Here is a 25,809-nt window from a genome sequence, read left to right on the forward strand (position 1 = left end):
TTACTGATAGATCGGGAACCGATCGGTGAGCGCCTTGACCCGTTCCTTGATCGCGGCTTCGACCAGCGGCGCCTTGCCGTCGTCGGACTGCGCGATCGCGTTCAGGACCTCGGCGATCATGCCGCCGACCTGCTGGAATTCGGCGACGCCGAAACCGCGGGTCGTCGCCGCCGGGGTGCCGAGACGCAGGCCCGAGGTGACGAAGGGCTTTTCGGGGTCGAACGGAATGCCGTTCTTGTTGCAGGTGATGGCGGCGCGGACCAGCGCCTTCTCCGAGACGTTGCCCTTCAGGCCCTTCGGCCTGAGGTCGACCAGCATCAGATGGTTATCGGTGCCGCCGGAGACAATATCGAACCCGTGGCTCTTCATCGCCTCGGCCAGCGCCTTGGCGTTCTCGACGACGTTCTTCGCATAGATCTTGAAGTCCGGACGCAGCGCCTCGCCGAAGGCGACCGCCTTCGCCGCGATCACATGCATCAGGGGCCCACCCTGCAGGCCCGGGAAGATCGCCGAATTGAGCTTCTTGGCGAGCGCCTCGTCGTTCGAGAGGATCAGGCCACCGCGCGGACCGCGCAGCGACTTGTGCGTGGTGGTGGTGGTGACGTGGGCATACGGCACGGGCGAGGCATGCACGCCGCCGGCGACGAGACCGGCGAAGTGCGCCATGTCGACCAGGAGGTAGGCGCCGACGCTGTCCGCAATCTCGCGGAAACGCTTGAAGTCCCAGGCGCGCGAATAGGCCGAGCCGCCGGCGACGATCAGCTTGGGCTTGACCTCTTCGGCCTGCTTGGCGACCGCGTCCATGTCGATGATCTGGTCCTCGCGGCGCACAGTGTAGTGCGCGGCCTTGAACCACTTGCCGCTCATGTTGACGGGCGAGCCGTGGGTGAGATGGCCGCCGGCCGCGAGGTCGAGGCCCATGAAGGTGTCGCCGGGCTGCAGCAGCGCCAGAAACACGGCCTGGTTCATCTGGCTGCCGGAGTTCGGCTGCACGTTGGCGAAGTTGGCGCCGAACAGCTTCTTGGCGCGATCGATCGCGAGGTTCTCGGCGACGTCGACCCACTCACAACCGCCATAGTAGCGCGCGCCCGGATAACCCTCTGCGTACTTGTTGGTCATCACCGAACCCTGCGCTTCCAGCACGGCACGGCTGACGATGTTCTCGGAGGCGATCAGCTCGACCTCATGGCGCTGCCGGCCGAGCTCGCCCTTGATGGCGGCGGCGATTTCCGGGTCGGCCTGGTCGAGCGAGGCGGTGAAAAACGAGTCGGGCGCGGAGGCGGTTCTGGCTGAGGTCATCTTGCGAATATCTCCACCGCCGCAGCCTTTTGGCGGGCTACGGGCGGTCTGGTGTGGCGATCGGAAGCGGCGAGCGCGATCTACCACATCACCCGCCCCCGGCCAAGTATTTGCGGGTCGGGCCTGATATTTATGCAAGATATGGTGGGGATTGAAGGGGCCGGGCGAGCGGACGACTCCTTGAACCGTCCGCCCCGATCAGTCCTGAAGGGTCCGATTTGGACCTTAAAATCCGTGCGGGCCGGACCTGCCCCTACAGCCCGGTATACCCAGCCTTCACGGGATCGACGCTGCCGTCGAGCTGACGCAGATAGGTCAGTCCGCACACCGTCAACCTGTGGGTGTCCTTCTCGCCGGCTTCCATCAACGTATTGAGATAGTTCGTGACCTTGGCCCGCGCCTCCGCGCTCGCCGCGGACGTGCGGTTCGCGAGCAGGTCATAGGTCTGCATGATGCGGTCGATGGCAGCTTCCATGTCACCCTCTGGTTCTGTCGAATTTTGGGAGTTTTGATCAGGCAACCGCGCGGGCCCCGGACTGGGCCTCGAACCGGCCAATGGCCTTGTTGGCGAGCCTGATCTTGTTCAATTCGCCGTGCTGGAGCAGCTTGATGATGATCTCGAGCAGGCTTTCGTTGGTAACCAGCGTGTCGGGAATCGCGCCGGAGCGGCGGAGGTAATTCGCGGCGATGGCATAGGCGTCGCTCACGAGTTCGACGTTCATTGCCTGAAGCCCGCGCTCGACCAGCATCGCATCCTCCGATCCGCAGTAACAACTGCGGTGCGGGGAACTGGTTCCGCCCGGCCGGGTCATTATTTCGCAGTCGCGAAACGACAAAACGCACCGGTCCGGGCAAAGCCGGGCCGGCGCGCTTGGGGAGGTCAGGCACGTTCGGGAGGCTTGCCGGTCTTGTTATGGGCCGGCTTGGCCAAGTCCCGTCGCAAAGAACTCAGAGACGATACAGGATCTGGTCGGTCCAGAACCGCTCGAGGCGGTGCAGCGACTTGTTGAGGGTCGAGAACTCCTCGCCCGAGATACCGCCGACCTGCTCCACCGTCTTGACGTGCTTCTGGTAGAGGGAGTCGACGATGCGGCGGACTTCCTGGCCCTGCGGGGTCAGGCGGATGCGCACCGAGCGGCGATCGACGCGCGAGCGCTGATGATCGAGGAAGCCGAGCTCGACGAGCTTCTTCAGATTGTAGGAGACGTTGGAGCCGAGATAGTAACCGCGCGTGCGCAGCTCGCCCGCGGTCAGCTCCTTGTCGCCGATGTTGTAGAGCAGGAGCGCCTGGACCGAGTTGATGTCCGCACGGCCGCGGCGATCGAATTCATCCTTGATGACGTCGAGGAGCCGGCGATGCAGCCGCTCCACCAGAGTCAAAGCTTCCAGATAGAGCGACTGCACCGAACCCTGCTGGCCGGAGACGCGCTCTGCGGTATCTGCCGCAGTTGCGACGGCTTTCATCATGACACTTCCCCTGTTGTCGTTTTTATCGACACTCATTCGACGAAACTTGTGCTCCGTCTGATAGGTGCAACTTAAGGGGGGCGTTTGAAGATCGGCTTAAATAAGAGAATAAAGAGATCATGAATTTAAGACAGTGAATTGCGGATTAAGCCTGTGTCACAAGGGCTTTTCGCAACCGTCTGTTGACCCTCGCAAGGTCCTGTTCACCCTCCGTCCGCCACCTCTGTCGCATTCCAGTACAGGGCCGCCCCGTTTCGAAACGGGCGCGTAAGAGCTGTGGCGGAATGCACGGAGTCAATGAAAAGTTACCTCGAATTTTAGGCAACCATCGGTCAACCAAGCCACGACTTCGGAAATGCCGCTCTCGTGTCCCGGACAAGCGCAGCGAAGCGGAGCGAAGAGCCGGGACCCAGAAGCCGCAACCGAGATCGTGGAGAGCTGGGCCCCGGCTCAGCAGCGCAACACTGCGTGCTGCGCTGCGTCCGGGGCACGAGAGAGTGTGCGTTGAAATCGCAAGCGCGCTACGGCGGCCGCTCGCGCGCGGCCATCCAGGCGAGCGCGAGATAGGCGGCGAGCATGAAGGCTTCGACACCGACGACGATCAGGCTGCCGCCGTAGATGCCCGGGAACATCAGTTCGATCACCGCCATCGACACGACGGTCGTCAGCCACACCACCGCGCCCCACGGCGTCGCGAGCCAGAGGCCGACCGCGGCAACGAGCTCGATCACGGCGAAATAGACGGTGGCGGCCTGCCAGGCCATCGACTGGTTCTCGAATGCCTCGTCCTCGCCGCCGACGAAGCCGGTGACCTGGGCCCAGTGATAGAGGCCCTTCAAAATCGACAGCAGCGCCATCACGCGCAGGAACAGCACGAGCCGGCGCGTCCAGACATTGTCGTCGGACTCGGGGCGCTCCGACGAGATCGCCGCCACCGACATCGCGTTGTCTCTGGCGTTGTCTCTGGCGGCGTCCCTGGCACTGGCGCCGTCGCGGGCCGCATCGCGGGTGGAGATTTCGGACATGGTCCCCTTCTGGCTGCTTCGCCCCGCAAAATCAATCGGCTGCCCGAGTGAGCTCAATTTTGCCTTGCGGCAGGTCAAGCCGCGGTGGCGGGAACCATGCGAGCTGGTATAAGAATAATTCCAGCCGGAGGAAGAATGATGGCGATCAAATACGGACGTCCGATCGAATTGCGCGAGGTTTCGCGCCGGGATGGCGCCAGTGCCTCCCCTGCCCTCGATCTGACCGTCCGCCCGCGCCGCAACCGCAAGGCCGAATGGGCCCGGCGCATGGTGCGCGAGAACGTGCTCACCACCGACGATTTGATCTGGCCGCTGTTCCTGATCGACGGCGACAACAAGCGCGAGCAGATCGCCTCGATGCCGGGCGTCGACCGCCTCAGCGTCGACCAGGCCGTGCGCGAGGCCGAGCGCGCCATGAAGCTCACCATCCCCTGCCTCGCGCTGTTTCCCTACACCGATCCGTCCCTGCGCGACGAGGAAGGCTCCGAGGCGACCAATCCGAACAACCTGGTCTGCCAGGCGGTGCGCGCGATCAAGAAGGAGTTTCCCGACATCGGCATCCTCTGCGACGTCGCGCTCGATCCCTTCACCAGCCACGGCCATGACGGCCTGATCTCCGACGGCAAGATTTTGAACGACGAGACGGTCGCGGTGCTGGTGCGCCAGGCGCTGGTCCAGGCCGAAGCCGGCTGCGACATCATCGCGCCCTCCGACATGATGGACGGCCGCGTCGCCGCGATCCGCGAGGGGCTTGACCGCTCAGGCCTGCTCGACGTGCAGATCATGGCCTATGCGGCAAAGTACGCCTCCGCCTTCTACGGCCCGTTCCGCGACGCCATCGGTTCGGCCAAGACGCTCACCGGCGACAAGCGCACCTACCAGATGGACAGCGCCAACACCGACGAGGCGCTGCGCGAAGTCGACCTCGACATCTCCGAGGGTGCCGACATGGTGATGGTGAAGCCCGGCATGCCCTATCTCGATGTGGTCCGGCGCGTGAAGGACACCTTTGCGATGCCGACCTTCGCCTACCAGGTCTCCGGCGAATACGCGATGATCGCCGCGGCCGCCAACAATGGCTGGCTCGACGGCGAGCGCGCGATGATGGAGAGCCTGTTGGCGTTCAAGCGCGCCGGCGCCGACGGCGTGCTCAGCTATTTTGCCCCGAGGGTGGCGGAGAAGCTGCGGAGCCAGACGTAAGGTATCGCGGGATGGGCCAAGCGGCTTGTCCGCCGTAGCTCGAAGAGCGAAGGCGGAAGCGTGCCCACAATGCCAGCTAGCGATCGCGGAACGATGGTGGGCACGGCGCTAACGCGCCTTTGCCTACCCTACGACGCCCTCCCTGAACGACAGCGGTAACAGCCCCGCCCCCGAATTGCCGGAATATTTCGGCTTGTTGACGCCCGCACGCCCTTGGCACGGGGATGACTTGCTCCCATGTCCTGCCACGGGAGTTTCCCTTGGGAGAACGGACCATGTCGTATTCGGATTCGGGCAATGCCTGGCGCAATGACGGCGCTATGCAACCGCACGCCTACGATCCCTATCTGCACCCGGAATTGTTCCGCGGCGTGGCGACGCGGCGGGCGTTCGCGTTGCTGATCGACATGGTCGTGATCTCCGTTCCCGTGATCCTCGGCTACATCTTCATCGCGCTGTTTGGCATCGTCACGCTCGGCATCGGCTGGGCGCTGTTCTGGCTGGCCTGGCCGGCCTCCGTTGTTTGGGCCATCGTCTATTATGGTGCCTGCATCGGCGGTCCGTCGTCCGCGACGATCGGCATGCGCTTGATGGATCTCGAACTGCGCACCTGGTACGGCGCGCCCGGCTATTTCGTGCTCGGCGCCACCCATGCCGTGCTGTTCTGGGTGACGGTCTCGTTCCTGACACCTTTCGTGGTGCTGGTTGGGCTGTTCAACGGCCGCCGGCGCCTGCTGCATGATTTCGTGCTGGGAACGGTCGTGATCAACAATTCCGTCCGCGCGCCCGTGCCCCAGGCCGCAAGAACCTACTGAGAACCTGATGGTCAAGAACCTATCAACCAGGACCGACTAAACTGCCTTATCTGATCTGCCGAGTAGACCGATTGACCGAGGGCCTTCGTAGCGCGATGCTCATGCCCACTTTGGAGGCCCACGACGTCCCTTGACCCAGCACTCGCGCGACACCCCCCAATTTTACCTCACGGCGCCCTCTCCATGCCCGTACCTGCCGGGCCGGCATGAGCGCAAGGTGTTTACGCACCTCGTGGGGGAGCGCGCAGGCGACCTCAACGACCTCCTGACCCATGGCGGGTTCCGTCGCAGCCAGTCGATCGCCTACCGGCCGGCCTGTGACCAGTGCCGCGCCTGCGTCTCGGTCAGGGTGGTCGCCAACGAGTTCCGCCCCTCCCGCAACTTCCGGAAAGTCATCGCGCGCAACGCCGACATCATCGGCGAGCAGCGCAGTGCGGTGCCGACCTCCGAGCAATATTCGGTGTTCCGCGCCTATCTCGACTCCCGCCACCGCCATGGCGGCATGGCCGACATGACCGTTCTGGACTACGCCATGATGGTCGAGGACAGCCATGTCGAGACCCGCATCATCGAGTACCGCAAGCGCGGCCCCGACAGCGGCATCACCGGCCGCGGCGAGGAGCTGATCGCGGTGGCGCTGACCGACGTGCTCAGCGACGGCCTGTCGATGGTCTATTCGTTCTTCGAGCCGAGCCAGGTCAGCCGGTCGATGGGGACCTTCATGATCCTCGACCATATCGCACGGGCGCGACGTCAGGGCCTGCCCTACGTCTACCTCGGCTACTGGATCGAAGGCTCCAAGAAGATGGACTACAAGGCCCGCTTCCTGCCGCAGCAGCGCCTCGCACCCTCAGGCTGGCTGCGCATCGATGCGCAAGGTGACGCGACGTCAGAGCCGCAGGACTAGCTCGCTGTCATGCCCCGGCTTGACCGGGGCATCGAGTACGCCGCGGCTTCTCGGCTCAATCACAACCGTCTCTGGAATACAGGGTCGCCCGGTCAAGCCGGGCGACGACGGCGGTGTGTTGGGCGAACACTCACCCGAACAGTGTATCCACCAACAACTTCACGTTCAAAACCACGATCACGCCCGCGACGATCCACGCGAGCGCGGCGACTGACGTGGGTATCGCGAACTTCCCCATCTTGCGCCGATCCGAAACGAAGCGGACCAGCGGGATGACGGCGAAGGGCAGCTGCATCGACAGCACGACCTGGCTGAACACCAGCAGATCGGCCGTGCCGCGCTCGCCATAGATCGCGGTGACGACGATCACCGGAACGATGGCGATGCCGCGCGTCAGCAATCGCCGCGCCCAGCTCGGCAGGCGCAGGTCGAGAAACCCCTCCATCACGATCTGGCCGGCGAGCGTCGCCGTCACCGTCGAGTTCAGGCCCGAGGCGAGCAGCGCAATCGCAAACAGCGTCGAGGCGATACCGAGGCCGAGCAGCGGCGACAACAGCTCGAAGGCCTGGCCGATTTCGGCGACGTCGGAATGGCCGCTCTTGTGGAAGGTCGCGGCTGCCACGACGAGGATCGCGGCATTGATGAACAGTGCCAGCATCAGGGCGATGGTCGAATCCGTCGTCGCCCATTTGATCGCCTCGCGCCGGCCGGTGTCGTTGCGCTCATAGGCGCGCGTCTGCACGATCGAGGAGTGCAGGTAGAGATTATGCGGCATCACGGTCGCGCCGATGATGCCGATCGCGATGTAGAGCATTTCCGGATTGGTGAAGATCTCGGTCTTCGGCATGAAGCCGTGCAGGACTTCCGCCATCGGCGGCGCCGCGGCCACGATCTGGACCAGGAAGCAGACCGCGATCACGACAAGCATCGCGATGACGAACGCTTCGAGGAAGCGAAAGCCGCGGTTCATCAGGAGCAGCAGCAGGAACGCATCGAGCGCGGCAAGCAGCGCGCCGCCGATCAGGGGAATGCCGAACAGCAGTTTGAGCGCAATCGCTGTGCCGATGACTTCGGCGAGATCGCAGGCGATGATCGCCGCCTCGCAGGCGAGCCAGAGCAGGAAGTTCACCGCCGGCGAATAGGTCGCGCGGCAGGCCTGCGCGAGGTCGCGGTCGGTGACGATGCCGAGCCGCGCCGCCAGCGACTGGAGCAGGATCGCCATCAAATTCGAGAGCAGGATGACCGAAAGCAGCGTGTAGCCGAACTTCGACCCGCCGGCGAGGTCGGTCGCCCAGTTGCCGGGGTCCATGTAGCCGACCGAGACCAGGTAGCCGGGGCCGACAAAGGCGAGCAATCGCCGCCACCACACCCCTGCCGTGGGGATGGCGATCGTGGCGTTCACCTCGGCGAGGCTCTTGGTAGCCGGCGCATCAGTGCGCCAGCCGGCGGCATCTTGGGTCAAATCGGGTGAGCGGGCATCCATAGCGGCAGAATACCGAAGTCGAAGCTTATTGCAACTCATTTGCAACTGCATCTAGCCGCATGAGTTCCCGGCGCGGCGGTTATTCGCCACCCTGTCGGGAAGCGGGTGGGTTTGGCCGTCCTCGGGAGCGGATACTGGCGCCAACTCGACTTTGCAGGAAATGCGCCATGTCAAATCCGCTTCGCCTCCCTGACACTTTCAACCGCCTCGCCTGGTCCAACCTGGCGGCGCAATCGGCCGAGCAGATCGCGCTGGCCGCGGCCCCCATCGTCGCCGTGCTCACGCTGGGTGTTGCGGAAGGCCAGACCGGCCTGCTCCAGACCGCCCTCACCCTGCCCTTCGTCCTGTTCGCCATTCCGGCCGGCCTGCTCGCCGACCGCATCTCCCGCCGCTCGCTGATGGCGGGTGCCGAAGCGCTGCGCGCGGTCGCGCTGGCGGCCATCGTGCTGCTGCTCACACTTGGCGCGCTCAATTTGCCGCTGCTGGCTCTGCTCGGCTTTGCCGCCGTATGCGGCACGGTCGTCTACAGCGTGGCAGCGCCGGCCCTGGTGCCCTCGCTGGTGAGCGCGGAGCTGTTGCCGTCGGCAAATGCCCGCATCGAGCTCGCCCGCACCATCGCCTTTGCAAGCGGGCCTGCGGTCGGCGGCGCACTGGTCGGCTGGTGGGGCGCGAGCCCGGCCTTCGGCTTTGCCGCGGCGCTCTCGGCCATCGCCGTCGTGCTGCTCTCCGGCATCTACGAGCCCACCCGGACGCCCTCGCCGCGGCGCCATCCGTTCCAGGACATCCGCGAGGGCGCGGCCTTCGTGTTCCACCATCCACTGCTGCGGCCGGTGTTCATCACCCAGTTCATCTTCAACACCGGCTGGTTCCTCCAGATCGCCGTGTTCGTGCCCTATGCCGTGCGCCATCTCGGCCTGACGGCCGCAGGCGTCGGCACCGTGCTGACGATGTACGGCGTCGGCATGGTGATCGGTGCGTTGTTCGCCACGCGCGTGATGAAGCGCATCGCCTTCGGCACGGTGGTCGGCCTTGGCCCGGTCACGGGTTTCGTCGCCGCTATAGTGATGGCGCTGACGGTGCTGGTCCCCTCGCCCTGGCTCGCGGCCTTGAGCTTCTTCCTGCTCGGCGTCGGGCCGATCCTGTGGGTGATTTCGACCACGACCCTGCGGCAGTCCGTGACGCCGCCGCGCCTGCTCGGACGCGTCTCCGCCATCAACATCATGAGCTACGGCGCCCGCCCGCTCGGCTCGGCGCTGGGCGCGATCGTCGGCGGCTTCTGGAGCGCGGAGGCCTGCCTGTATCTCGCCGCCGCCGTGTTCGGCGTTCAGGCGCTGGTGATCTGGCTCTCTCCCGCCGTGGCGCTGGATCGGCAGCCGGCCATGGTGGGGGACGAAGTGCCGGCGCGGTGCTAGTCCGGTACTCAATCAGCGGCGATGGCCCGCGCCAATCGGGCAACCGCCGGCGCAATGGTCTGCTGCGGGTAGCCGCTAAAGCCCAGCATCAGCGCCGACTGCGCCGGCGCCTCGATATAGTGGCGGCTCATCGCGCGAACGGTGACGCCGTGGTCGCGAGCGGCCCGTTCGATCTTCACGTCGGAAAGTCCCCGTCGCGTGTAGGCAACCAGGTGCATTCCCTGGTCCGGCGGCTCGACCGACAAATGGTCGCCCAGGCGCCGCCTCAGTGCCGCAACGAGGGTATCGCGCTGGCGGCGGTACACTTCCCGCATTCTGCGGATGTGGGTTGCGAAATGCCCCTCTTCCATGAAGGCCGCGGCAACGGACTGGCAGAGGCTCGACGGTTGACGGTCGATCAGATAGCGCGCGGCAACGAAATTCCGCACCAGCGGGTGTGGCAGCACGGCGTAGCCAAGCCGCAGTCCGGGGAAGAGCGCCTTGTTGAGAGTTCCGACGTAAATGACACGGCCGGCCTCATCCAGGCCCTGAAGCGAAGCGAGCGGACGGCCGCCGTAGCGGAATTCGCTGGCGTAATCGTCCTCGATGATCCAGGCGCCGGACTCGCGGGCCCAGGCGAGAAGTTCGAGGCGGCGCGCCATCGAGAGGGGAACGCCTGTCGGAAACTGGTGCGAGGCCGTTATGAAAACTGCGCGCGCCTTCGGGGCGCGGCGGATCCCTTCCGTGACGTTGACGCCGTGCTGGTCAACCGGGATGGCGCAAACCTTCGCGCCTGACGCAGTGAGCGTAAGACGGGTCAGGGTATAGCCGGGGTCTTCGATCCAGACCTCCTTGTCCGGCCCGGGCATGACACGTGCGACGATGTCCACGGCTTGCTGCGTGCCGGCGGTGATCACGATCTGGTCGACCTCGCAGCGCACGCCGCGTGCGGCCCGAAGATAGTCGCAAACCGACTTGCGCAGCTCCAGCAAGCCACGCGGATCGCCATAGCCGAGATGATGTCGCTCAAACGATCGCAGCGTGCGCGCGGTGAGTTTGCGCCACAATTCGGCGCTACGTGCATCCAACAGCGTGCGCCCCAGGTTGAAGGGACGCTCGTCATTCTGCGTCGTCACATCGACGAAATCGCCGAGGCCGTGAAAGGAGGCCACGCCTGCCGCGGCCGGTGCCGCCCGCGTCTTGCGGCCATGAGGCGCGGCAAACGGTTCAGGCAGATCGGACGCAACGTAGGTCCCCGCCCCCTTCCTGCCGAAGGCATAACCTTCGGCCAGCAGCTGCTCGAAAGCCGAAACAACTGCGGTACGCGAGACGCCGAGCTGCGCCGCAAGGTCGCGCGTCGAGGGCAACTTGGCCGCCGGACGAAGCGCTCCGGACAGAATTGCCGATCGTAGCTCGAGGTAGATTTGGCGGAATACCGGCGCCTCCGCCGTACGGTCGACGCTGAAGGAATAGAGTTCTGCCCAGCCCTGCCTGCTCTTCACGGGTCCTCGTCCGACAGGGTGAGCCGCACGTCGAGAAGTGGTATGCCGCAATGGGACCAAGTGGACCTTTGCTCAAGACCACTATTTTTCTATCCTGTTTCGGATAACAAGGAAACCTGAAATGTCCGCTCATTCGGATGGCGGCGCGGAGCGTCTTGCACCATGAGTTCACCGCAAATCCGTCGCGAGGACCGCGCCATGTCGCAGGAGCGGATCCTGGAGATGCTGGCACGCGGATATGCTGGCCATCTTGCGACAGTCAGCGAGGACGGCTTTCCCTACTGTATCCCGCTCCTCTATCTCTGGCTCGACGGTGAGGTGTATCTGCACACGACAGCCGCCCGGGGACATCTGCGCGCAAACATCGAGCGAGATCCCCGCGTCTGCATCGAGATCGATGAGCACGAAGGTGTCTTCGACTATGGCCGGTTCGAATGCGATTCCGGTCTCGCCTATCGAAGCATATGCCTGTTCGGCCGCATCAGGGTCGTGGGCGACACGGGCATCAAGCAGCGGTTCTGCGAAACGTTGATGGCCAAATACGGCAAGCCGGATACGACGCGACCGAAGGGGTTCTTCCCGCGGCTCGACATCATCACCGTCTACGCCGTCGCCATTGAGCGCATGACCGGCAAGGAGACTTCGATGCCGCCGCTTTCCGAACAATGGCCCGCCAAGGATCGAACGAAAACGCCCAATGTCTCGGCCCCTGCGATCCGCCGCTAATTCGCCAGATACCGCTCGTAGCTCCCGGTCATCGGCTCGCTCGTATCGACCTCGGGATCGAGCGTGTAGAGGTCCTGCGCGCGGCCGATGCCGCGCAGCGCGTAGCGTCCGGTGGAGACGAGGTAGCGACGGCCGGTGGCGTCCAGGCCCTTGTAGAACTCGGCCGAGGCCAGCAGCTCGCGGTCGACCGAGCGGCTCATCGAGGCGATGCGACTGACCTCGTTGACGGTGGGGCCGACGACGGTGAAGTCGAGCCGGTCCGCGCTGCCGATATTGCCGTAAAAGACCTCGCCGACATGCAGGCCGATATAGGCCGACGTCGTGGGACGGCCATCGGCCTCCCGCCGCTTGTTCAGCGCAGCGACCTTCTTGCGGAACAGATGCTCGGCGCGTAGCGCAGCGCGCCGCGCGTCCGACATGTCCTCCCCCCAGAACATCGCGAGCACGCCATCGCCGATCAGCTTCAGGACGTCGCCGCCGGCATCGTGGATCGCGTCGATCACGGCCTGGGCATAGTCGTTGAGGAACGGGATGATCTCGTCGGGGCCGATGCTCTCGCTGATCCCGGTCGAGCCGCGCAAATCCGAATACCACAGCACGGCATTGATGCGCTCGGTGACGCCGCGTGTGATGCGCCCGCCCAGCACCTGCGCGGAGGCATCGCGGCCGAGATAGACGCGGCCGAGGGTTCGCGCGATGTCGACCTGCTGCGCCGACTTGATCGCGAGCCCCAGCACCGGCACGAGATCGCGCAGAGCTTCGAGCTCGGGTTCGGAGAAGCCGCTGTCGCGGCGCGTGGTCCAGCAGGAATAGAGGCAATCCATCAGGCCGAGCGCGCCGTTCTCGCCGAAGCGATGCACGAAGGCGAGATAGTGCTTGTGGCCTTTTTCCGCGAGCTCGCCGATCTGTGAGAAATCCATTGAGGGCGCATCGGCGAGATCAATCACCATCTCGTCGTTGCCGTGCTCGAGCATGTGGAAGAACACCGAGCGGCGCCAGCTCTTGGCCGCGTCGCCCTCGGCAGTCGAGCCGTATTCGAATGCGTCGCTCTCGTTGCTGGGACGGTCGCTCCAGCGGAAGCCGCGGCCCTCATAGATCGGATGCAGCGTGTCGATCACGACGAGCCCGCGCGAGAGTTCCAGCCCTTCGGCGCGGCAGCGCTCGCAGAAGCCGCGGAGCAGCTCGTTTTCGGGCAAGCCCGTCAGCCCTTGGCCGGTCAGCCAGTTCATCAGCGCGAGGCGCGAGGTCAATTGCATGCGCCATTATGGCGTGCATTCGTGACGAGCGAAAGGCCACGCGCGAACCGTGCGCAACCAAGGCTCCCGTCCGCAGCAGATCGAATATGTCGCGGACGCTGTTGACGCACTCTCGCCGCGGGCCGCAAATGCAACCGATGACACCGCCGCACACCGAGACCAGAATCGCACCGAGATGAGCCAGCGCCAGCTTCCGATCATCCTGGCGCTCGGCACCACGCAGACCCTGGCCTGGGCTTCCAGCTACTACCTGCCGGCGCTGCTCGCCGATCCCATGGCGCGCGACCTCGGCGTCTCCTCCAACTGGATCTTTGGCGCGTTCTCGGCCTCGCTCGTGATCTCGGCGATGCTCGGCCCTCGCATCGGGCGGCAGATCGATCTGTTCGGAGGCCGGCAGGTGCTGTCGGTCTCGAACCTGACGATGGCCGCCGGTCTCGTCCTGCTCGGCCTCTCGCACTCATTGGCGGTGATGGCGTTCGCCTGGCTCGTGCTCGGCATCGGCATGGCGATGGGGCTGTACGATGCCGCCTTCGCCGCGCTCAGCCGTATCTACGGCACCGAGGCGCGCAGGCCTATCACCGGCATCACGCTGATGGCAGGCTTCGCCTCCACCGTCGGCTGGCCCCTCACCGCCTGGGGCCTGTCCCATATCGGCTGGCGCGAGACCTGTTTCGCCTGGGCGGCCGCCAACATCCTGATCGGCCTGCCCCTGAACTTCTTCATGCTGCCGGCGATCAAGGGCGCCAGGCAGGCCGCGGCGACGGCCGAGAAGCCGCATTTGCCGCTCGACCGAACCATGGTGCTGCTCGCCTTCGTGTTCGCGGCGGTCTGGACCGTCACCGGCGCAATGGCCGTCCATTTCCCGCGCCTGCTGGAGGCCACAGGTGCGACGCATGTCGAGGCCATCGCGGCCGGCGCGCTGATCGGCCCGGCACAGGTGGCCGCGCGCATTCTCGAAGCGGGCTTCCTGAGCCGCTTCCATCCGCTGTGGTCGACGCGCCTTGCCTGCGTCACCCACCCGCTCGGCGCCGCAATCCTCGCCATCTTCGGCGCCCCCGCCGCAAGCGCGTTTGCACTGCTCCACGGCTCAGGCAACGGCATTCTCACGATCGCGCGCGGCACGCTGCCGCTGTCGATCTTCGGGCCGAAAGATTTCGGCTACCGCCTCGGCATCATCGGCGCGCCGGCACGGATGGCGCAAGCGGTGGCGCCGCTGGCCTTCGGCCTGCTCATCGACGTCATGGGCGCCAAGGTGCTGATCGTCTCCTCCGCGCTCAGCCTCTCGGCGCTGGCCGCGCTGTTCCTGATCCGCGCCGAACGGCGCCCGGATTGACCGCGCAGCCCCTTTCGCGCACAAGCGGGCCATGAGCGAAGACAACAGCCCGCCCCGCACCTTCAAAGGCCTGCTGCGCTGGGCAACCACGCCGCCACAGGCCTGGGGCGTCTATCTCCTCGCCATCATCCTGGTCTGGCTGCTCTCGTTCTACGCCGGCACGCTCAAGCCGAAGAAGACACCGGACGCCAGCCCGCCCCCGGTCACGGCACCGCGCAACTAGGCCGGCTTCGCCTGGCTGGTCGCGATCCAGATGCCGGCGAACACAGCAACCAGCCCGATCAGAAGGTTTGCCGTGATCGGCTCGCCGATGAGCAGCGCCGCCAGCAAGGTCGCGGCAATCGGATTGACCGTCATGGTATTGGCAACGCGGGTCGACGTCGCCCGCGCCAGCGCCATCACCCAGAGGATGAAGGCGAGCGCGCCGCCGCCGATGCCGAGATAGATGCCGGCAATCCACTGCCCCGTCGTGAAGTGATCGAGCGCCGCAAAGCTACCCTTCACGAACCCCGCCAGCACCAGCACGGCGGCGCCCGCGCCCATGCCGACGGTGAGAAAGCCAAGCGCGCTGGAGCGCTGCATCAGCGGGCGCGACAGCACGTTGTAGAACGCCATGCAGAATACGGCACCGGTCATGATCAACTCGCCGCGCCAGGCGCCGGGCGGGCTCTGGGCGAGCCCCGCGGCCAGCGCAGCTGCCACACCGAGCACGGCGATGCCGACGCCGACGATCTTGCGCGCTGTCAGACGCTCGACGCCGAGGATTGCACCGACCACCATGGTGTGGAGCGGCAGCGTCGCCAGCGCGAGACTGGCGCGCGCGGCGGTCGTGTAGGACACCGCGATATTGTAGAGGATGAAGAACAGGCCGAAGAAGCAGATGCCGAGCAGCGCCACCGCCGGCCAGTCGGGCCGCTGCGGCCAGCGCACGCCAAGCAGGAGCGCACACGGCAGGAGGCAGAGAAAGCCGATCCCCCAGCGCAGGATCGCCAGCAGAACCGGATCGGCGCCGCCGACGAGATAGCGGGTGATCGCCGCGGCGGTGCCGCCGAGGCTGCTCGACGCCAGCGCGATCGCGACCCCGGCCCACTCTCCCACGCTCGTCTCCTGTTGCGGAGCCTTTCGCGGGCCGTAGCACGCTGCTGCTGCCAACGCCATGGCAGCAGCCTCGGCGCAAACGCTAGTCGTAAAACTCAGGCGCCATCTTCTGGCTGTCGCGCTGGGCCTTGTCGTGGTTGATCCAGAGCTGCGCCTTCTCCTTGGTCAGCGTGTCGGCGATCTTCTGCATCGACGCCGCGCTCTGGTCCTTGTTGGCGTTCATGCTGGGGACGCGGCGGTTATCCCAATTGTCCTTGAAGTGGACGGCGTCGCCCGACAGCACCACCGCGCCGGTTTTCGGCAGTTTCACCAGCAGCGACTGGTGTCCCGGCGTGTGGCCGGGCGTCGACAGGATGGTCACGCTGCCGTCGCCGAACACGTCCTTGTCACCCGCGAGCAACTCGACCGGGTGCGAGGGCTTGAAGCGCGGTTCGTTGTTGGCGCCGGGCCAGTCATATTCGGCCTTCTGCACGTAGAGCATGGCCTGCGGGAACAGCTCGACATTGCCGGTGTGGTCCGGATGCGTATGCGACACCGCCATCGCCTTGACGTCATCCGGCTTAAGGCCGAGCTGTTCGAGCGGGGCGGCCAACGTCTTCGGCCGGCGCCAGGTGACGGCCTTGGGATCGGCGGGGACAAGGCCATTCGGCATGGCGGCGACAGCATCGGCGATGCCGGTGTCCCACAGGAACCAGCCCTTGCTGCTGTGCTTGATGAGATAGCAGCTGTCGACGAAATCCATCGACTCGCCCTCGTTCAGGCCGGGCGTCCAGCGCGAGATGTCCCCGGCGGTGCCCTCCCCGCAATTGAGGACGTAGAGCTTTTCGACGCCCGATTTCTCGGACTGCGCGACGGCCGCGTGGCCGGACAGAGCCAGCGCGGCGACGGCGAGAGCAAACTTGATCCTGGGCATCATCCTTGGTTCCTCTTGCGGCGCCCTGTATGGCTGCGACCGAGGATCAACCCCGGCCGCGCCGCCGAATTCCGTTTCGGCAGATCACATCAATGCGGGCAGGTCTCGACCTCGACCGTGACGTGGCTCAGGCCCTTCAGCCCGGCGAGCCGCTTCTTGTAGACGGCCGGCTGCTTCGGCTTGTCCGACACCACCGAGACCAGCACGGCGCAATGGCCGGGCCCGACCTGCCAGAGATGCAGGTCGGTGACGCGGTCCTCTCCGACCTCCATGCGGGCGCGGATGGTGCGTTCGAGCTTCTCGTCGGCGCGCACGTCGAGCAGCACCGCGCCTGAGGACTTGACCAGGCCGAACGCCCAGCTCGCGATCACGGCGCTGCCGATCAGGCCGACGGCCGGATCGGCCCAGACCCATCCCGAATACATCGCGACCACCAGCGCTGCGATCGCCAGCACCGAGGTCGCCGCATCGGCCATGACGTGGACGTAGGCCGCACGAAGATTGTTGTCGTGATGATGGTGGTGATGACCGTGATCGTCGTGATCATCATGCGCATGCCCAAGGCCGTAGTCATGGCCGTGGTCATGGCCGTGATGATGGTGATCATGGCTGTCGCGCAGCAGCCACGCGCTGGCGAGGTTGACGCAGAGGCCGAGGGCGGCGACCGCGATGGCCTCGCCATAGACGATCGGCACCGGCGTGAACAGCCGCAGCACGCTCTCATAGGCGATCTCGACCGCGATCAGGCCCAGGATGATCGCGCTGGAGAAGGCGGCGAGGTCGCCGAACTTGCCCGTGCCGAAGGTGAAATGCGCATTCCCCAGGTGCCGGCGCGCGAAACGGTAGGCGAAAGCAGCAATGCCAAGCGCGGCCGCATGCGTGCCCATGTGCCAGCCGTCGGCAAGCAGCGCCATCGAGCCGAACAGCGAGCCGGCGACGATCTCGCCGACCATCATCACCAGCGTCAGGACGACCACGAGCCAGGTGCGCCGCTCGTTCTCATCGTGCTTCTCGCCCAGAAAGACGTGGTCATGGGTCCATTGCTCGGTCGAATGAGAATGCATCGAAAAGTCTCCGAAAGGTCCGGTCCGTTGACCCGCAATATAGACCTGCGGAATGTCCGGGCAAAATCAAGTCAACGAGCCGATTGACAGCCCGGCGCGGTTTCGTTGTAATGACGCTCATGGGGATTGAGCGATCTCCCCACGAGGCGACAAGCCCAAGTATCGCGTCCCGTTTGTCTTTACGAGGGCGCATCATGTCTTCCTACACAACGATATCTGCTGACAAATTGGCACGGCTGATCGGCACGGCGAACGCCCCTGCCCTGATCGACGTGCGCACGGACGAGGATTTCGCCGCCGACCGGCGGCTGATTCCCGGTTCGATCAAGCTCAGCCACGAGAATGTTCCGGACTGGGGCGGCGACTTCGCGGGCCGTTCCGCGATCGTCTCGTGCTTCCGGGGCGAAAAGCTCGCGCAGGGCACGGCGGCCTGGCTTCGCCAGCTCGGCGTGGCGGCCGAGACGCTGGAGGGGGGGTTCGAGGGCTGGAAGGCGGCAAAGCTGCCGCTGCTCGACACCCGCAAGCTGCCGCCACGCGACGCGAAGGGACGCACCGTCTGGGTGACGCGGGCCCGGCCGAAGGTCGATCGCATCGCCTGCCCCTGGCTGATCCGCCGCTTCGTCGATCCCAACGCGGTGTTCCTGTATGTCGCGCCGTCCGAGGTCGTCGCCGTGGGCGAGCGTTTCAACGCGGCGCCCTTCGACATCGAGAACGTGTTCTGGAGTCACCGCGGCGAGCTCTGCACCTTCGACGTGATGATCGAGGAATTCGGAATTGCCACGCCACCGCTGCTGCGGCTCGCCACGCTGGTGCGCGGCGCCGACACCGCGCGGCCCGACCTCGCGCCGGAAGCGCCCGGCCTGCTCGCGGCCTCGCTCGGGCTGTCGCGGATGTACGACGACGATCTTGAACAGCTCGAAGCCGGCATGACGCTCTACGATGCCTTCTACCGCTGGTGCCGCGACGCGACGGCCGAGACCCACAACTGGCCGACCAACAAGGTGAAGGCGTGATGGACATCCGCGCCAATCAAACGGGGGCTGATGCCGGTCACGGCATCAGCTTCGGTGAAGCCTTCCGCGTCTGGCTCCGCGTCGCCTGCCTGAGCTTTGGCGGCCCCGCGGGCCAGATCGCGGTGATGCATCGCATCTTGGTCGAGGAGAAGAACTGGATCTCCGAAGGCCGATTCCTGCATGCGCTGAACTACTGCATGCTCCTGCCCGGACCGGAGGCGCAGCAGCTGGCTACCTATGTCGGCTGGCTGATGCATCGCACCGCCGGCGGCCTGATGGCGGGCGGGCTCTTCATCCTGCCCGGCATCATCGCGATCATGGGCCTGAGCTACATCTACGCCGCCTACGGCAATGTCAGCTTCGTCGAGGCGCTGTTCTTCGGGCTGAAGGCGGCCGTGCTGACCATTGTCCTCGAAGCCGTGGTGCGCGTCGGCAAGCGCGCGCTGAAGAACCGCATCATGATTGCACTCGCCGCAATCGCCTTCGTCGCGATCTTCTTCTTCGCGGTCCCCTTCCCGATCATCATCATCGCCGCCGGCGTGATCGGATATGTCGGCGCGCGGGCCGGCCGGCCCGAGTTTGCCCCGGCGGCTCACGGCCCCGGCGGCAGCACCGCCGTGATCGACAGCATGCTCGGCGAAGCCGTTCCCGAGCATGTGCGCCCCAATACCGCGCGCGCGATCCGCGTCGGTGCGCTATGGCTCGCGCTCTGGCTGGTGCCGGTGATCGCGCTGCTTTTGATTCTTGGTCAAGCCAGCGTGTTCAGCCAGATCGCGCTGTTCTTCTCGAAGATGGCGCTGGTCACGTTCGGCGGCGCTTATGCGGTGCTGGCGTATGTTGCGCAGCAGGCGGTCGAGCATTATCACTGGCTGAAGCCGCACGAGATGCTCGACGGTCTCGGCATGGCCGAGACCACGCCAGGCCCGTTGATCATGGTGCTTCAGTTCGTTGGCTTCATGGCCGCCTATCGCGATCCAAGCGGCCTGTCGCCGATGCTTGCAGCGACGCTCGGCGGATTGCTTGCGACCTGGGTCACGTTCACCCCCTGCTTCCTCTGGATCTTCGTCGGCGCCCCCTACATCGAGCGCCTGCGCGGCAACAGGGGCCTCGCCGGCGCACTCGGCGCGATCACCGCCGCCGTCGTCGGCGTGATCCTCAACCTCTCGATCTGGTTCGCGCTGCACACGCTGTTCCGCGAGACCGTGCCGGTGCACGCCTTCCCGCTGTCCTTCGACAGGCCGGTGCTGACGAGCGTTGACGTCCCGGCGCTGCTGCTGTCGATCGCGGCCGCGACCGCGATCTTCCGCTTCAAGCTCGGCATGCTCACCGTGCTCGCCGGCAGCTGCGCCGCGGGCGTGGTGCTAAGGCTGGTGGGCCTGATCTAGGCCGCGGCAGCCGCACGACCGGGGTCGAACTCTCCGTCGCGCGGCTCGAGCAGGCGCGACGGTTGCTCCGCGCCCGGCTGCGCCGAGGGACGCTGCGCGGCATCGCAGGTGCCGCGCCACTGCTCGATCAGATCGAGATTCGAATTGGTGCGGAGCGAGTCCTCCAGCGCCGGCATCGCGCTGGCGCCATCGGCCCCCTGCAAAATCCGATCGAACTCCTCGGACCTTCCCTGGAGTCGCGCCTGCCACGAAGCCCACAGCAGCGAGCTCGCCGTGCGGATACCGTGCGTGCGTAGCTTTTCGCGTGCGCTGCCTCCTTCCTTCGGCTTGGGCTGCGGCCCAAGCTGCGTGTAGAGGATGGCCTGGTCGGTCCAGTCGATGATCCGCTCCGGCGGAAGGCGCGTGTTGAGCAGGAGCTCGACGATGTCGGCAGTCGCCATATTCGGGACGTTCTCGATGTCCTCCTCCTCGAGCCTGACCTCGTGCCAGACGGTGAGACCATCGAGATCGCTGATCGGCAATTGCGAGACCATGCTCGGCAAGATGAGGCCCGCCGCCTTCTTGAACATCTGCTCCACGACCTGCCAGAGCACGCGCGGGAATACGCCGAAGACGAAGCCGGCGAGCAGAAGCAGATGGTCGTTCGCGCTAGACACAGCCGTGAAGGTCCAGATCCCGATGACGGCCAGAATGATGCGCAGCGACACCGCGACATAGGCGCTGCCACCGAGATCCTCCAGGACGTAGCGGCGAAACAGCATCTGGAGCGAGAAGAAATAGGCGCCGAGGAACGCGAGCTGGACCGGCGTGCCCGACGGCGTCAGCGCCTGCACGCCCGGACTCACGGTGAAGACAACGTCGGCCTGATACGGCGGCAGCGTGACAAACCAGCCGAGCGAAATCAGCACCGTGGCGAGCAAGACCGGGACCGTCGCAGTCGAGAGTGTCGTCACGCCGCCGGTATCCGCCCTTGAATATTTGCCGAGACGGCCGCTCAGCACATCCGCATAGACGTTCGGCGCAAGCTCGCCATAGATGGCTTCGAACTTCTGAAGATACCCCTGAACGCGACGTCCCCGGATCGCCGCATCCTCGTTCCGCACCTGGCGCAACAGCCCCAGACGATCGAGATTGACCAGGTATTCGTTCAGCAGGCTCGCCTTGCGCGTTCCGACGAAGAGATACCACATTGCGCCGGGCAGCAGGCACACCACGGCCAGGAACACGCCGCGCAGCACCGTGTACTGGTAGAATTTGCCGAGCGAGGCAACAATGGCCACGATCGACACCAGCACCAGCATGAAGAATATGAAGAGCCCCGCACGTGTGGACGCCTTGCTCTCTCTCAGCCATCGCTGCCCGATCGGCATCAGCAAGATCGTCGGGATGACGACAGCGGCGAACACCACGATCGGGATGATCACCTGGCGTGAGTCCCAGATGAAATTGCGGAGCGGCTCCACGCTGAGGACCACGATGAAAACGCCGCCAAGAAATGGAATCACCTCGAAGAACGATTCCAGCCGTTTGGCGAATCCGGATGCGGGCGCCGGAGCTTCAGAATCTGCAAGGTCCGCCTGAGCCGACTCGTCGGCGGGCACGGGTTTTGGAGTGTCGCTCATTGCCAGACCTCCCTTCATTGCGGGAACAGCGTCTGAAAATGCGAACCGCCAGCGCTTATCGGGCATGGCGTAATTTGAGCCGAACTCCGGCCATGGTGCTGGGTCAGCCAGCACTGTCGAATGCTAGCACGACCCCGCTGTGACCGCTGTGAAGTGGTTCACCTTCGATGGCACCAGGTAAAATCAGCATCGACGTCAACGAGCCGTCATGCTCGCCGCGTGCATCGGATCCGAGCGTGACATTTGCGCCACGGCTCTACCCCAAATTGTGCACATCATGCGAATTGCACTTTCCCGAGCAGCGGCATTTCTGGCAGACATGTGCCAAGTTGTCGCAGGCGGGAATGGGGACTGACATGGGGCGTTTCGCGGTCGCTTGGGTGGGCGGGCTTTTGGCATTGGGATTTTCCAGCGCGGCCTTGGCGGCTGATCTGGCGGTGAAGGCACCTCCCCTCGCGCCCATCCCCTTCACCTGGACCGGTTGCTATGTCGGCGCACACGTCGGCGGTGTCGTCAGCGACGACCGGACCACCAACTCGCTTGGAAACTCTGTCTCCTTCAGTTCAACAGGCTTCGTTGGGGGCGGACAGGTCGGCTGCGACTATCAATTTGCGACCAGATGGGTCGTGGGTGCCGAAGGCCGTGCGGCCTGGAGCAGCCTCCGCAACTCGCACGCCGGCACCGTCAGAAACCTCGTGACCGGCGTCGTCGTCCCCAGCCAGTTCACGATGAGCAACGACTTCCTGGCCTCGGCCACCGCGCGGCTCGGCTACGCGTTCGCTGATCGCTGGCTGGTGTTCGTCCGAGGCGGCGGCGCCTGGACGCGTGAAAAGCTTGACGAGGCCTTCACGCCCGCTGGTGGCGTCCCCGTCAATCCCAGCGGAGCCAGCACCCGAACCGGCTGGACCGCCGGCACCGGCGTCGACTGGGCGTTCGCACCGCATTGGTCCGCGGTTTTCGAATACGACTATTACGACTTCGGCGACCACAGCGCGTTCCTGAGCAATGGGGCCGGCACGACCGTCAACATCTTCAGCCTGAAGGATCGCATTCACGCCGTGACCGCAGGCGTGAACTATCACTTCTAGCGCTAACGCATCATCATCCGTGCAATCGCCTCGCCGATCACCACCGTCGTGAAGTGGGTGTTGGCGCGGCAGTCGGACGGCATGATCGAGGCGTCCGCGACGCGTAGGCCCGAGATACCCTTCACGGTGCCGTCGGGGTTGACCACGCCATCGGGGTCGTTGGCCCCACTCATGCGGCAACTGCCGGCGGCATGCTGGATGTCTCCGGTCTCTCGCCGCAGCAGCGCATCGAGCTCGTGATCCGGCAAGGCCGCAGCTTGCGGAAGCGTCAGATCGGTGTCGGTCAGCCTGATCCAATCGGCAATGCCTGAAAGCGCCGGCTGCGAGGTGATCACGGCCAGCCGTTTCACCGCGTCCATCATGCGCAGCATGTCGCGGGGATCGGCGAGCATGTTCTCCTCGACGATGGGATCGATCGCCGGATCGGTCGAAGCCAGCTTGAGCGTGCCGCGCGAATAGGCGTTGAACAGGCCGGCGCCGATCGCTCCGGGCACGCCGATGCCGCGGTGGTTGAACGCGATCAGGATCATGTCGCGCTTGCCGCCATCGGCGAGGCCGGAGGAATAGGTCACGCAGCAATTGGTGTGGCGGGTGTCCGGATCGGTCGGCCGCAGGTTTTCGTGGAGCTGGATCGTGGCGCGAAACAGCGGGTGGTCGAAGAAGTGGCGGCCGACCGGCAGATCGCGCTCGACCGCGATCCCGATCGCCTTCAGCTCATCCGCCGGTCCGATGCCTGAACGCAGCAGGATCGCCGGACTGTGGATGGCGCCGGCGCACAGCACGATCTGGCGCGCGCTGATCTCGTGGGTGCCCTGCCCTTCGATGTGAACCCGAAGGCCGGTCGCCCGGCCGTCGCTGATCAGCACGCGATCGACCAGCGCGTGCCCGCGAATCTCGAGATTGGCACGGCCGCGCGCCGGCTCGAGATAGCCCTCGTTGGTCGTGATGCGGCGGCTGTCGCGGCTGTTGATGGGATAGCAGGCGACGCCCTCGCCATCAGGACCGTTGAGGTCGGCGCACCAGGGATAGCCGCTCGCCAGCGCCGCATCGCGCAGGCCGCGATCGATCGGACCCCACTTCTCGGGCCGAGCGCGATAGACCGGCAGCGGTCCGCCGCTTCCATGGCCCGGGGCGTCACCAAATTCCAAATCATCCTCGATCACCGAGAACAGTGGCATCACGTCCTTGGCCGACCAGCCGGTGCAGCCATCGGCGGCCCATTCGTCGAACGCGTCAGCGACGCCGCGGATGGCAATCTGGCCGTTCATCATCGATGAGCCGCCAAGCCCCTTGCCGCGCCAATAGAAGCGCGGCTCCTGCCCGGCCACCCGGCGCGTCAGAAGATCGGGCCACTGCCATTTCTCCTGGTACTCGCGCTTGTGGATGATCGGGATGGGATTTGGCGTCATCACCTCCCAGGGCGCCTCGTCGGCGCGCCAGTCCAGCCCCGCCTCGAGCAGCAGGACACGCCGTGCGGGATCCTCGGAAAGCCGTGCCGCAACAGCGGCGCCGGCAGAGCCGCCGCCGACAACAATGACATCGTACATCGCGTTACTTCTCAACGTTCCAGAACACCGGGATGGCGGACGGTATCAGACCACGCAGGGTGGCGCGATAGGCCGCCGGCTGCGCAAACTGGCCCCACGGGATCGCGGGCGCCTGATCGTACATGACGCTCTGAATCTCGCCGGCGATTTTCTTGCGGTCCTCCTCGGCAGGTGCCTTGGCGAAGGCTTCCATCAGCGGCGTGATGCGCGCATCGCATTGCCAGCCGGTGAAGTCGGCGCAGTTGAAGGCGACCATGACGTTGGTCAGCGGCGAGCCCAGGTCAAAACCGCCGGCGTGGACGCCATAGACGCTCCAGCCTTCTTTCTTGGCGCGGCGCGCCAGCACGCTCGCCCAGTCCATCACCTGGAGATCGACGTTGAACCCGGCCTGCTTCAGCCGCTCGGCCAGCACCTGCGCCGAGACGCGCGGGGCTTCGAGGTCGTTGGCTTCCATGACGACCACGGGCTCGCCGGCATATTTGGTCGCCTTCAACGCGGCTTTCGCGGCTTCAATCGACGTCTTCGCGGCCGCTTCCGTGCCCGCCTTGCTCTCATAGGTGGTGCCGCAGGTGAAGAACGTCGCGCAGGGAGCCGCGTATTTGGCATCGAGCCCGAGCGCATCCAGCACCTCGCGCTGGTCGACCAGCTTCCACAGCACGCGGCGAATTTCCGGATCATCAAACGGCTTCGATGCGGCGTTGAGACGATAGGCGCCGGCGAACATGTTGCCGCCGGTGAAATTGACCAGCTTGACGCGGGAATTCTTTTCCAGCTGCGGCAACAGATCGAACGGCGCAAATTGCATGAAGTCTACCTCGCCCGCCTGCAGCGCAGACGCGGCGGTCGCACCATCCGGGATGACGCGGATCTCGAGCGTGTCGATGCCGACGCGCTTGCCGCCGGCGAGGAAATCGGCGGGCTCGGGGCGCGGCACATAGTCGGCGAATTTCTTCAGGATCATGCGATCGCCGGTGCGGTGATCGGCCTTGCTGTAGACGAACGGGCCGGAACCGATGATCTCCGTGATGCGCTGGTCGCCGGGTGTTTTCGCGATGCGCTCGGGCATCATGAAAGCGACCGGGCTGACGGGATTGCCGAGCGCATCGATCACGAGGCCGGACGGCTCCTTCAGCGTCAGCACGAAGGTTTTCGCATCCGTCGGCTCGAGCGAGGCCGTGACCGCGAAGATGCGACGGCCGAGCGCGCTGCGGGTGCCCCAGCGGCGCAGCGACGCCACGCAATCGGCCGCCGTGACCGGCTGGCCGTCATGCCATTTCAGGCCGTCGCGCAGCGTGAACGTATAGGTCAATCCGTCGGATGAGACTTTCCAGTCCTGCACCATCTGCGGCTTGATGTCGCCCTTGGAGTCTTTCGCAAAGAGCGTGTCGAACACCATGTAGCCAAACGTGCGCGAAATGTAGGCCGTGGAAAAATGCGGATCGAGCGTGACGATCTCCGCCTCGAGCACCGCAACGAGATTGCCCGCCGCATGCGCGGGCGCCGCGACCAGCGCGAGGCCGAACAGCGCCGGAATGAAAGCCTTCAGTTTGAACATTGTGCCTTTTGCTTCTTCTTGAGAGTTCATTTGCAGGCAAAGAAAAAGCAATGTTCGTGCCCGATCAACGCAGGCACTTATGCGCTCACGCCTATCTGCCAAGCGTTTGCGCCACACTCG

The 25,809-nt window shown here is 65.3% G+C and carries 24 protein-coding genes; 10 read left to right on the forward strand and 14 right to left on the reverse strand.

Annotation, left to right across the window (positions count from 1 at the left end):
* From glyA to AB7245_RS25810, 5 genes are all read right to left on the reverse strand, one after another.
* The gene (gene glyA, locus AB7245_RS25790) at nt 1-1,299 is read right to left on the reverse strand and encodes a serine hydroxymethyltransferase (RefSeq protein ID WP_028152497.1); all 1,299 of its coding nucleotides are present in this window, start codon (nt 1,297-1,299) and stop codon (nt 1-3) included.
* Between the two features lie 253 nt (nt 1,300-1,552).
* Nucleotides 1,553-1,774, reverse strand: a complete 222-nt coding sequence (locus tag AB7245_RS25795) for a hypothetical protein (RefSeq protein WP_008131709.1) — start codon at nt 1,772-1,774, stop codon at nt 1,553-1,555.
* 37 nt (nt 1,775-1,811) lie between these two features.
* Complete coding sequence (locus AB7245_RS25800; protein WP_028152498.1) at nt 1,812-2,048, reverse strand: hypothetical protein; 237 nt, start codon at nt 2,046-2,048, stop codon at nt 1,812-1,814.
* 199 nt (nt 2,049-2,247) lie between these two features.
* The gene (gene ldtR, locus AB7245_RS25805; protein WP_011087797.1) at nt 2,248-2,766 is read right to left on the reverse strand and encodes a transcriptional regulator LdtR; all 519 of its coding nucleotides are present in this window, start codon (nt 2,764-2,766) and stop codon (nt 2,248-2,250) included.
* A 521-nt stretch (nt 2,767-3,287) separates the two neighbouring features.
* Nucleotides 3,288-3,791 carry a DUF6163 family protein gene (locus tag AB7245_RS25810; protein WP_028155097.1) on the reverse strand — a complete coding sequence of 168 codons (504 nt, stop codon included), beginning with the start codon at nt 3,789-3,791 and terminating at the stop codon, nt 3,288-3,290.
* Between the two features lie 138 nt (nt 3,792-3,929).
* Here AB7245_RS25810 and hemB point away from each other — a divergent pair, with 138 nt between their 5' ends.
* From hemB to AB7245_RS25825, 3 genes are all read left to right on the forward strand, one after another.
* Nucleotides 3,930-4,991 (forward strand): porphobilinogen synthase, encoded by a 1,062-nt coding sequence (hemB, locus tag AB7245_RS25815; RefSeq protein ID WP_085399885.1) that lies wholly within the window; start codon nt 3,930-3,932, stop codon nt 4,989-4,991.
* Between the two features lie 275 nt (nt 4,992-5,266).
* Nucleotides 5,267-5,806, forward strand: coding sequence for an RDD family protein (locus AB7245_RS25820; RefSeq protein ID WP_085399862.1), 540 nt, complete (start codon nt 5,267-5,269; stop codon nt 5,804-5,806).
* Between the two features lie 130 nt (nt 5,807-5,936).
* A complete protein-coding gene (locus AB7245_RS25825; RefSeq protein WP_014494765.1) occupies nt 5,937-6,713 on the forward strand; it encodes an arginyltransferase in 777 nt (258 codons plus the stop codon).
* 130 nt (nt 6,714-6,843) lie between these two features.
* On the opposite strand, the gene AB7245_RS25830 is transcribed toward AB7245_RS25825, so the two are convergent.
* Nucleotides 6,844-8,196: an Nramp family divalent metal transporter gene (locus AB7245_RS25830; protein ID WP_085399863.1), complete on the reverse strand. Its 1,353-nt coding sequence runs from the start codon at nt 8,194-8,196 to the stop codon at nt 6,844-6,846.
* Between the two features lie 167 nt (nt 8,197-8,363).
* On the opposite strand from AB7245_RS25830, the gene AB7245_RS25835 reads away from it, so the two are divergent.
* A complete protein-coding gene (locus AB7245_RS25835; RefSeq protein WP_085399864.1) occupies nt 8,364-9,608 on the forward strand; it encodes an MFS transporter in 1,245 nt (414 codons plus the stop codon).
* 8 nt (nt 9,609-9,616) lie between these two features.
* Here AB7245_RS25835 and AB7245_RS25840 read toward each other — a convergent pair whose 3' ends face one another.
* Nucleotides 9,617-11,089 (reverse strand): PLP-dependent aminotransferase family protein, encoded by a 1,473-nt coding sequence (locus AB7245_RS25840; protein WP_161495785.1) that lies wholly within the window; start codon nt 11,087-11,089, stop codon nt 9,617-9,619.
* A 162-nt stretch (nt 11,090-11,251) separates the two neighbouring features.
* Here AB7245_RS25840 and AB7245_RS25845 point away from each other — a divergent pair, with 162 nt between their 5' ends.
* Complete coding sequence (locus AB7245_RS25845; RefSeq protein WP_063982847.1) at nt 11,252-11,815, forward strand: pyridoxamine 5'-phosphate oxidase family protein; 564 nt, start codon at nt 11,252-11,254, stop codon at nt 11,813-11,815.
* Here the strand turns inward: AB7245_RS25845 and AB7245_RS25850 are convergent.
* Nucleotides 11,812-13,071, reverse strand: coding sequence for an adenylate/guanylate cyclase domain-containing protein (locus AB7245_RS25850; RefSeq protein WP_439035056.1), 1,260 nt, complete (start codon nt 13,069-13,071; stop codon nt 11,812-11,814). The genes AB7245_RS25845 and AB7245_RS25850 overlap by 4 nt on opposite strands.
* A 175-nt stretch (nt 13,072-13,246) precedes the next feature.
* Here AB7245_RS25850 and AB7245_RS25855 point away from each other — a divergent pair, with 175 nt between their 5' ends.
* Entirely contained in the window at nt 13,247-14,404 is a 1,158-nt protein-coding gene (locus tag AB7245_RS25855) for an MFS transporter (RefSeq protein ID WP_085399886.1), read from the forward strand.
* 31 nt (nt 14,405-14,435) lie between these two features.
* Nucleotides 14,436-14,627: a hypothetical protein gene (locus tag AB7245_RS25860; protein ID WP_071913207.1), complete on the forward strand. Its 192-nt coding sequence runs from the start codon at nt 14,436-14,438 to the stop codon at nt 14,625-14,627.
* Here the strand turns inward: AB7245_RS25860 and AB7245_RS25865 are convergent.
* The 3 genes from AB7245_RS25865 to dmeF all read right to left on the reverse strand — a co-directional run bounded on the left by AB7245_RS25865 (nt 14,624) and on the right by dmeF (nt 17,479).
* A complete protein-coding gene (locus tag AB7245_RS25865; RefSeq protein WP_439035057.1) occupies nt 14,624-15,502 on the reverse strand; it encodes a DMT family transporter in 879 nt (292 codons plus the stop codon). The genes AB7245_RS25860 and AB7245_RS25865 overlap by 4 nt on opposite strands.
* A gap of 82 nt (nt 15,503-15,584) precedes the next feature.
* Nucleotides 15,585-16,418, reverse strand: a complete 834-nt coding sequence (locus AB7245_RS25870) for an N-acyl homoserine lactonase family protein (protein ID WP_439035058.1) — start codon at nt 16,416-16,418, stop codon at nt 15,585-15,587.
* An 86-nt stretch (nt 16,419-16,504) separates the two neighbouring features.
* A complete protein-coding gene (gene dmeF, locus AB7245_RS25875; RefSeq protein WP_085399868.1) occupies nt 16,505-17,479 on the reverse strand; it encodes a CDF family Co(II)/Ni(II) efflux transporter DmeF in 975 nt (324 codons plus the stop codon).
* A 194-nt stretch (nt 17,480-17,673) separates the two neighbouring features.
* On the opposite strand from dmeF, the gene AB7245_RS25880 reads away from it, so the two are divergent.
* A complete protein-coding gene (locus AB7245_RS25880; RefSeq protein ID WP_085399869.1) occupies nt 17,674-18,492 on the forward strand; it encodes a chromate resistance protein ChrB domain-containing protein in 819 nt (272 codons plus the stop codon).
* Nucleotides 18,492-19,877 (forward strand): chromate efflux transporter, encoded by a 1,386-nt coding sequence (gene chrA, locus AB7245_RS25885; protein ID WP_085399870.1) that lies wholly within the window; start codon nt 18,492-18,494, stop codon nt 19,875-19,877. The genes AB7245_RS25880 and chrA overlap by 1 nt, the downstream gene beginning before the upstream one ends.
* Here chrA and AB7245_RS25890 read toward each other — a convergent pair.
* Entirely contained in the window at nt 19,874-21,499 is a 1,626-nt protein-coding gene (locus AB7245_RS25890; RefSeq protein WP_144030670.1) for a hypothetical protein, read from the reverse strand. The genes chrA and AB7245_RS25890 overlap by 4 nt on opposite strands.
* Nucleotides 21,500-21,855: 356 nt before the next feature.
* On the opposite strand from AB7245_RS25890, the gene AB7245_RS25895 reads away from it, so the two are divergent.
* The gene (locus AB7245_RS25895; RefSeq protein WP_085399888.1) at nt 21,856-22,587 is read left to right on the forward strand and encodes an outer membrane protein; all 732 of its coding nucleotides are present in this window, start codon (nt 21,856-21,858) and stop codon (nt 22,585-22,587) included.
* Nucleotides 22,588-22,589: 2 nt separating this feature from the next.
* On the opposite strand, the gene AB7245_RS25900 is transcribed toward AB7245_RS25895, so the two are convergent.
* Nucleotides 22,590-24,134, reverse strand: coding sequence for a GMC family oxidoreductase (locus AB7245_RS25900; RefSeq protein WP_085399872.1), 1,545 nt, complete (start codon nt 24,132-24,134; stop codon nt 22,590-22,592).
* 4 nt (nt 24,135-24,138) lie between these two features.
* Nucleotides 24,139-25,689 carry an ABC transporter substrate-binding protein gene (locus AB7245_RS25905; protein WP_439035059.1) on the reverse strand — a complete coding sequence of 517 codons (1,551 nt, stop codon included), beginning with the start codon at nt 25,687-25,689 and terminating at the stop codon, nt 24,139-24,141.
* Between the last annotated feature and the right edge of the window lie 120 nt (nt 25,690-25,809).

The organism is Bradyrhizobium sp. 604_D8_N2_3 (assembly GCF_051810765.1).
In the GTDB taxonomy this organism is placed as follows: domain Bacteria; phylum Pseudomonadota; class Alphaproteobacteria; order Rhizobiales; family Xanthobacteraceae; genus Bradyrhizobium; species Bradyrhizobium barranii.